Source organism: Streptomyces flavofungini, assembly GCF_041028215.1.
GTDB lineage: Bacteria > Actinomycetota > Actinomycetes > Streptomycetales > Streptomycetaceae > Streptomyces > Streptomyces flavofungini_B.
The window spans coordinates 1-4,434 of sequence record NZ_JASKYR010000683.1 but is presented as its reverse complement, the minus strand read 5'-3'; the positions used below and the strand labels follow the sequence as shown (position 1 = coordinate 4,434).

Sequence of the window (4,434 nt, the reverse complement as noted above, 5' to 3'; positions counted from 1 at the left end):
GTTTGTCCGTGCAGGACTTTTTCAAAGGAACCTCAACTCACCGGAGTGAGTCGGGGTATCAACATATCTGGCGTTGACTTTTGGCACGCTGTTGAGTTCTCAAGGAACGGACGCTTCCTTTGTACTCACCCTGTTCGGGCTTTCCTCCGGGCGCTTCCCTTCGGTGTTTCTTCTGTTCTTGCGTTTCCGACTCTATCAGACTCTTTCGTGTCCGATTTCCTCGGTGCCTTTCCGGTTCCCGCTCGGCCTTTCGGCTCTCGCGTTTCCCTTTCCGGCGGTTCCGACTCTATCAGATCCTTTCGGGCCTGATTCCCAGTCAGCGGGAGTTGTCTTCGCGGCTGTTGGGCCGTTCCGACGAGTGAGACTTTAGCGGAATCTCGGCTCCCGACCTAATCGGGGGCGTCCTCTCGAACGCCGATTCCTCATTTCGCAAATACGCATGAAAACGAGCCGAAGGCGGATCCCATGAAGGGACACGACGTCGATCGCTGTAATGGTTCTTGCGGAATGGCCGCCCGGGGACCGACCAGAGGTCGACGCTCACGTCGGGCAACTCGGAGAACACTACGTATCCGCCCCGGGAGTGTCAACCTCCTGCCGCGCGGCCTCCACGGGGCTACGCTGGCAGGCATGACAACGCATGCGTGCACCCAGCTGTGGTGGGCCGCCTGACGGCGGCCGTACACACGTATGTACCCAACGGCCGCCACCTCGGCGGCCGTTTTCGTTTCTCCCCTGGAGGACCCGGAGCCCGGCCGTCAGGCCGGCGGTCCTGCATCAGGAGGCGGAGAGATGACGAGGATCTTCAGTGGGGTCAAGCCGACGGGGCATCTGACCCTGGGGAACTACCTGGGCGCCGTACGGCAGTGGGCCGAGGTCGATCAGTACCGGGCGGAGTCGCTCTTCAGCGTCGTCGATCTGCACGCGCTGACCGTGGACCACGACCCCGGCCGGGTGCGACGGCTCAGCAGGCAGGCGGCCACGCTGCTGCTCGCCTCGGGGATCGATCCCGAGCGGGCCGTGGTCTTCGTACAGAGCCATGTGGACGAGCACGCCCGGCTCTCGTACCTCCTGGAGTGCGTCGCCACGGACGGCGAGATGCGGCGGATGATCCAGTACAAGGAGAAGTCCGTGCGCGAACGGGCGCGTGGCGGCAGCGTGCGGCTCTCGCTGCTCACCTACCCCGTGCTCATGGCGGCTGACATCCTCGCCTACGGGGCCGACGAGGTGCCGGTCGGTGACGACCAGACGCAGCACGTCGAGCTGACGCGGGACCTCGCGGAGCGGTTCAACCAGCGGTACGGACAGACGTTCGTGGTGCCCCGGGCCACGCCGCCCAAGGTCGCGGCGCGGGTCATGGACCTCCAGGACCCGACGTCGAAGATGGGCAAGTCCCATGAGTCCGGTGCCGGGATCGTCTATCTCCTCGACGAGCCCGAGGTCGTACGGAAGAAGTTCTCGCGGGCGGTCACGGACAGCGGGAGCGAGGTCGGGTACGACCGCGAGAAGCAGCCGGGGGTCTCGAACCTGCTGGAGATCCTCGCCGCCTGCCGGGGCGCGGACCCGGAGGCCCTGAGCGGTTCCTATGACTCCTACGGCGCGCTGAAAAGGGACACGGCCGACGCGGTGATCGAGCTGCTGAGGCCGGTTCAGGAGCGGCACAAGGCGCTGATGGCAGACCCCGCGTACGTGGAGGACGTGCTGCGGCGGGGCGCCGAGCGGGCCAGAGGGATGGCCAGGCCGACGGTGGACGGCGCCTATCGCGCGATCGGTCTGCTGCCGCCGGTGGGCGTCTAGCCGGGGGCGGGACCCGCTTCTCCGGGTGCGTGGGGTCATACGGGAGAAGCGGGGTCCTCCGTAGGGGCGGGTCAGCTGGTGCCTGATGCCAGTTCGCGGCTGCGGTCCCGCGCGGCTTCCAGGGCGGCGATCAGGGCGGCGCGGACTCCGTGGTTCTCCAGTTCGCGGATGGCGTTGATCGTCGTGCCCGCCGGGGAGGTCACGTTCTCGCGGAGCTTCACCGGGTGCTCGCCGCTGTCGCGGAGCATGACCGACGCGCCGACCGCCGCCTGGACGATGAGGTCGTGGGCCTTGTCGCGGGGCAGGCCGAGGAGGATGCCCGCGTCGGTCATGGCCTCCACGAGGAAGTAGAAGTACGCGGGTCCGGAGCCGGAGAGGGCCGTGCAGGCGTCCTGCTGCGACTCGGGGACGCGCAGCGTCTTGCCGACGGCGCCGAAGATGTCCTCGGCGTGGGACAGGGCGTCGGCGGTGGCGTGGCTGCCCGCCGAGATGACGGACATGCCCTCGTCGACGAGTACGGGCGTGTTCGGCATGACGCGGACGACCGGGGTGTTCTCCGCGAGGCGCTCCTCGATGAACGCGGTGGTGATGCCCGCCGCTGCGCTGATCACCAGGCGGTCGGGGACGACGTGCGGGGCGAGCTCGTCGAGCAGCTTCCCCATGTCCTGCGGCTTGCAGGCGAGGATGAGGGTGTCGGCGCGCTTGGCGGCGTCGGCGTTGCTGACGGGGGTGACGCCGTAGCGGGTGCGGAGCTCGTCCGCGCGCTCCTGGCGGCGGGTGGTGACCAGCAGGTCGGTCGGCGCCCAGCCGCCGCGGATCATGCCGCTGAGCAGGGCTTCGCCGATCTTTCCGGTGCCGAGGACCGCGACCTTCTGCCTGGGGTGCCGCTGCGGCTGCTGCGACTGGCTCGGCTGGCTCGTGGTGCTCATGGGCGGGGCCTCCCGGGGTTGCGTCGTCCGGGGGTCATCCTCGCACCGTGCGCGCCGGGGGCGGCGGGGTGTCCGGTGGGCGGACCCCCGGCGCGGGGGCCGCTTTCCGCGCGGGAAGGTCAGGCGGTACGGCGGCGGAGCGTCGCCGCGCCCAGGGCGAGGACCAGGAGGGCGCAGCCCGCGACGATCGCGGCGTCGCGCACGAAGTCGCCGGTGACGTCGGGGTGGCGCAGGACCTCGTTCATGCCGTCGACCGCGTACGACATGGGCAGCGCGTCGGAGATCCACTCCAGGACCGGCTGCATGGTGTCGCGCGCCGCGAAGAGGCCGCAGAGCAGGAGCTGCGGGAAGATCACCGCCGGCATGAACTGCACCGCCTGGAACTCGGACGCCGCGAACGCCGAGACGAAGAGGCCGAGTGCGGTGCCGAGCAGGGCGTCGAGCAGCGCGACCAGGAGCAGCAGCCAGGCCGATCCGGTGACGTCGAGGCCGAGGGCCCACAGGGCGAGGCCCGTGGCGAGGGCGGACTGGACGATCGCGAGGGCGCCGAAGGCGAGGGCGTAACCGGCGATGAGGTCACCCTTGGCCAGGGGCATGGCGAGGAGGCGTTCGAGGGTGCCGGAGGTCCGTTCGCGCAGGGTGGCGATCGAGGTGACCAGGAACATCGTGGTGAGCGGGAAGATCCCGAGCAGCGAGGCGCCGATGGAGTCGAAGGTGCGCGGGCTGCCGTCGAACACGTACCGCAGGAGCAGCAGCATCACGCAGGGGACGAGGATCATCAGCGCGATGGAGCGCGGGTCGTGGCGGAGCTGGCGCAGGACGCGGGCGGCGGTGGCGCAGGTGCGGTGCGGGTTCATGGGGCGGTGCTCCTCGGCGGGGGTCCGGCGGCCTCGTCGACCAGGCGGAGGAAGGCGGCTTCGACCGTGTCCGCGTGGGTGCGGACGCGCAGGGCTTCGGGGGTGTCGTCCGCGATGATCTCGCCCTCGCGCATGAGGAGGAGGCGGTGGCAGCGTTCCGCCTCGTCCATGACGTGGGAGGAGACGAGGATCGCGGCGCCCCGGTCGGCGGCGATGGCGTGGAAGAGGTGCCACAGGTCGCGGCGGAGCACGGGGTCGAGGCCGACGGTCGGTTCGTCGAGCACGAGGAGTTCGGGGGCGCCGAGGAGCGCGACGGCGAGGGATACGCGGCTGCGCTGGCCGCTGGAGAGGTTGCCCGCGAGGGCGTCGGCGTGCGAGGCGAGGTCGACGTCGTCGATGGCGCGGGTGACGTGTGCCCTGCGGCGTTCGGCTGCGGCGCCTCGGCCGGGGTCGAGTACGGCGGCGAAGTACTCCAGGTTCTGGCGGACCGAGAGGTCGTCGTAGACCGAGGGGTGCTGGGTGACGTAGCCGATGCGGGAGCGCAGGGCGCGGGCGCCCGCCGGGCGGCCGAGGACCTGGAGGGTGCCGGTCACTCTGGCCTGGGTGCCGACGACCGCCCGCATGAGGGTGGACTTGCCGCAGCCGGAGGGGCCGAGGAGGCCGSTGATCCGGCCTCGGGGCACGGTGAAGCCGAGGCCGCGCAGGACCTGGCGGGCGCCGCGCACGACGGTCAGGTTCTCGGCGCGGATGGCCGGTGCACCGGTGTCGGCCTCGGCCTCGGCGGCCGCGGACAAGTTATTCACCATGTGATGAATAATCCTGCGCGGAGATCTGGGCGTCAAGGGGGGGGA

General features: G+C 70.0%; 4 protein-coding genes. 1 reads left to right on the top strand and 3 read right to left on the bottom strand.

Annotation, left to right across the window (positions count from 1 at the left end; translation table 11 throughout):
• Nucleotides 1-792: 792 nt before the first annotated feature.
• Complete coding sequence (gene trpS, locus AB8Z36_RS32470) at nucleotides 793-1,797, top strand: tryptophan--tRNA ligase (RefSeq protein ID WP_369216971.1); 1,005 nt, start codon at nucleotides 793-795, stop codon at nucleotides 1,795-1,797.
• Between the two features lie 71 nt (nucleotides 1,798-1,868).
• Here trpS and proC read toward each other — a convergent pair whose 3' ends face one another.
• The 3 genes from proC to AB8Z36_RS32455 all read right to left on the bottom strand — a co-directional run bounded on the left by proC (nucleotide 1,869) and on the right by AB8Z36_RS32455 (nucleotide 4,389).
• Nucleotides 1,869-2,726, bottom strand: a complete 858-nt coding sequence (gene proC / locus AB8Z36_RS32465; protein WP_369216970.1) for a pyrroline-5-carboxylate reductase — start codon at nucleotides 2,724-2,726, stop codon at nucleotides 1,869-1,871.
• Nucleotides 2,727-2,845: 119 nt separating this feature from the next.
• On the bottom strand, nucleotides 2,846-3,583 hold the full coding sequence (locus AB8Z36_RS32460; RefSeq protein WP_369216969.1) for an ABC transporter permease: 738 nt from the start codon (nucleotides 3,581-3,583) through the stop codon (nucleotides 2,846-2,848).
• A complete protein-coding gene (locus AB8Z36_RS32455) occupies nucleotides 3,580-4,389 on the bottom strand; it encodes an ABC transporter ATP-binding protein (protein ID WP_369216968.1) in 810 nt (269 codons plus the stop codon). Before AB8Z36_RS32455 ends, AB8Z36_RS32460 begins: the two co-directional genes overlap by 4 nt.
• Nucleotides 4,390-4,434 lie beyond the last annotated feature (45 nt).